This is a genomic window from Vibrio sp. 10N.222.48.A3 (genome assembly GCF_041475345.1).
Lineage (GTDB): Bacteria > Pseudomonadota > Gammaproteobacteria > Enterobacterales > Vibrionaceae > Vibrio > Vibrio tasmaniensis_A.
The window spans coordinates 1-3,140 of sequence record NZ_JBFRVX010001055.1; the positions used below are offsets into that span (position 1 = coordinate 1).

Annotated in this window: 3 protein-coding genes and 1 pseudogene; 2 read left to right on the top strand and 2 right to left on the bottom strand. The window is 43.3% G+C overall.

Annotation, left to right across the window (positions count from 1 at the left end):
* Positions 1-247 (top strand): annotated as a pseudogene (locus AB4653_RS23530) (ATP-dependent endonuclease); the annotation flags it as partial.
* 191 nt (positions 248-438) lie between these two features.
* Here AB4653_RS23530 and AB4653_RS23535 read toward each other — a convergent pair.
* On the bottom strand, positions 439-933 hold the full coding sequence (locus tag AB4653_RS23535) for a DUF1097 domain-containing protein (protein WP_009845305.1): 495 nt from the start codon (positions 931-933) through the stop codon (positions 439-441).
* A gap of 203 nt (positions 934-1,136) precedes the next feature.
* Complete coding sequence (locus AB4653_RS23540) at positions 1,137-2,042, bottom strand: LysR substrate-binding domain-containing protein (protein WP_009845304.1); 906 nt, start codon at positions 2,040-2,042, stop codon at positions 1,137-1,139.
* Between the two features lie 282 nt (positions 2,043-2,324).
* Here AB4653_RS23540 and focA point away from each other — a divergent pair.
* Positions 2,325-3,140: formate transporter FocA (gene focA / locus AB4653_RS23545; RefSeq protein ID WP_372105456.1), on the top strand; the 816-nt coding region annotated here is incomplete at its 3' end.

Genomic DNA, 3,140 nt, shown 5'->3' on the forward strand with positions numbered 1-3,140 from the left:
TAGAGACATAGAGCACTACTTGTACATGAATGGGTTTGAGAACTTTTTCAGAGACATGGTTAAGATTCCTTATGATCACCCTATTCCAGCGAAGAAAGTTGTGGCGAAAGTTCTAAAGAAACACGCAAAACCAGACCTGGCTTTAGCGATCGTGTCTCATTGTGAGAATCAAGGACAAGACTGTATTCCATTGTTGTTGAGATGGACTTTGAAACGCGTGATCACCATGGCAAACGGAAATACCTAGCTTCTTGCTTATCTGATAAGTGCTATTAGTTCTTCTGTTGATAATTTCTTGAATTGATTAAGAAACCAAAAAAGGCACACCAAGTGGTGTGCCTGTATAAATCGATATACAAATTAATTGGGGGTTATCTTGCAAGAGTTCACAGTGACTAAACTAAGGTTAGGTTAACGAATTAAGGCTAGGTTAACGAATTAAGCCTTCGCTTGCTTAGCGTGTGGTTCAACCGCTTCCGAAGATTGAGTCGATTTTTCGTGAAGCCAAAGCCCCGTTGCTTTCATCAAGTATCCAAAGACACCACCAAGCAGTAAAGATGGCACGACAAGTTGCCAATCGCCGCCTGCTGCAAACGTCGCGCAGCAACCAATAAAGGTCCCTGGGATATAACCTAGCCACGCTTGTTTGGCTTGAATACACATAAAGAAAGCGACAATAGCGGTAATCATATAGCCTAAAATCTCTAACCCTGCGAAGGTCGAGCTTTCGATAATCACCATTGCCCAGAATACGCCAGTCATGTTGGTCAATAAGCTACCTGCTAGTCCTTTAACGCCGCCTGTTGGCGAAGCAAAATAACTGGTGCAACCTAAGAAACCGGCCCATGACAGCAAGCCGAAAGAGATAGCTATCCATCCCCATAGACCTGACAAAATACCTGTTGTTAATGAAATCGCGACTAATGTACTCATACTATTTCTAAAGCCTAATTACGAAATTCATCGCACCGGATTTAGCCTCACTTAAAATCAAGTAAGCATATTATGGGAAGAACGCCTTCTTTTAGCCGATCATGATCACATTAATAATGTACGTTAATGTGCATTTATCACCAGATAGAGACCGAAATCGCTTATTCAACATATTAGGTTATCAGCATATTATCAAATTACCGTTATAGAACTGACGGTTTGCCTTTCATCATGCGCTTGCCTTCTCGCTTAATACATTCAGCAAGTGGGTTTTCTGCCATATCCGCACGCCAAATAAACGAAAGCGTACGTTCCATTTCAAGCTCAGGAACATTCAAAGTAACGAGCTGGCCAGATTCAACAAACTGCTCGACATCGAGATAAGGTAAACACGTTAAATATGGGCCGTTTGCTACCAAACTTCTTAAAACAGGAACGTGTTCATATTCTCGCCAAACATCAAGATCACCAATTAAATGATGAATAGAGCTATCAAAAACTTTGCGAGTACCTGAACCATGTTCACGCAATACCCACTTCGCTTGTTCTAGTTGCGCCAAACTGACACGTTCACGCTTTGCAAATGGGTGATGAGCCGATGCAACCACCGTTAAATGGTCGGTACACCACACTTCTTGATGAACTCGGTTATCGTCACAGCGACCTTCGATAACGCCAAGGTCATATTGGTAATCTAATACGCCATCTATAACCGCATCGGTACTTTGTACACCAAGCGAGATTCGCATCTCAGGAAAGTCGTTATCAATAATACTGATGAGGTCTGGAACCAGGTGTTCTGCCGGGGTTTGGCTCGCACCGAGTTTGAGCTCTCCACTCAATAAATGCTGCTCGTAAAAACCCATTTCAATTTGCTGTGCATCTTGCAGTAAACGCTTCGCTTTTGGCCTAAGCCACATGCCCCAATGAGTGAGCGCCATTTGCTTGCCCTGCCTTTCAAACAAAGGCCTGCCGAGCATTTTTTCCAATTGTGCAAGAGACATACTTGTCGCCGACTGAGTCAATGCAAGCCTATCAGCTGCCTGACTTACGCTTCCCGAATCTGCTACCGCGTCAAAGACGGCGAGTTGCTTTAATGAATAACGCAAAATCTATCCTTAATTCTTTTAATAACTTATGTCCTGCTGCTCGTTTTTGTTAAGCCGATGAGCAATCAATTTCATTCTACGCCTAACCAAATCTATATCAATATTTTTGATGTGGTTTCTAAAAATTATCAATTTTACCTCTACCCCTCAACCCCCTAATCTGGAATGGCAGGACACAACGAGCCCTGCAAAACATTACTGATTAACCATGATTAACCATTACGGATTAACCAAGTCATTAACACTAGGAATTACACATGACGGATTGTTCAAGGGGGGGATATGGCAACCAGCACTTCTGAAAATCAGCAACTGTTCTCGCCAACAGAAATGATGGCGGAAGCCGAGAAATTTGCATTAAGCAAAGCAAATAAAACCAGCAGCATGACATTGAGTTTGGCAATCATGGCTGGCGCATTCATCGGGCTTGCTTTTTTATTCTACATCACGGTGACCACAGGTAGCGCTGATGCAGGATGGGGATTAAGTCGCTTAGCCGGTGGTCTTGCATTCAGCATGGGGTTAATCCTGATTGTTATTTGTGGTGGCGAGCTATTTACCAGTTCGGTGTTATCAAGCATTTCATGGGCTAATAAGCAGATAACCTTCACCAAGATGCTGTCTATCTGGGGCAAGGTATATGTAGGCAACTTTATCGGTGCAATGTTCCTACTGGCTTTGGTAAGTGCAGCAGGCTTATATCAACTGGATGGCGGGCAATGGGGCTTAAACGCTCTAAACATTGCTCAACACAAGCTACACCACAGCCCTGTTCAAGCTTTCGCTTTGGGTGTGCTTTGTAACTTACTAGTGTGTTTAGCAATTTGGTTAACGTTCAGCTCAGCTAACGCCATGACTAAAGCAATGATGACCGTATTACCCGTTGCAATGTTCGTTAGCTCAGGCTTTGAACACTGTGTGGCGAATATGTTTATGGTTCCATTAGGCATCACAATTCAAGCATTCGCACCAGAGAGTTTTTGGATGCAAATTGGCGCAACATCAGCCCAGTATGCAGACCTGAACATCATGAAATTTGTCACTGCAAACTTAATACCAGTGACATTCGGCAACATTGTAGGTGGTGCGGTATTGGTC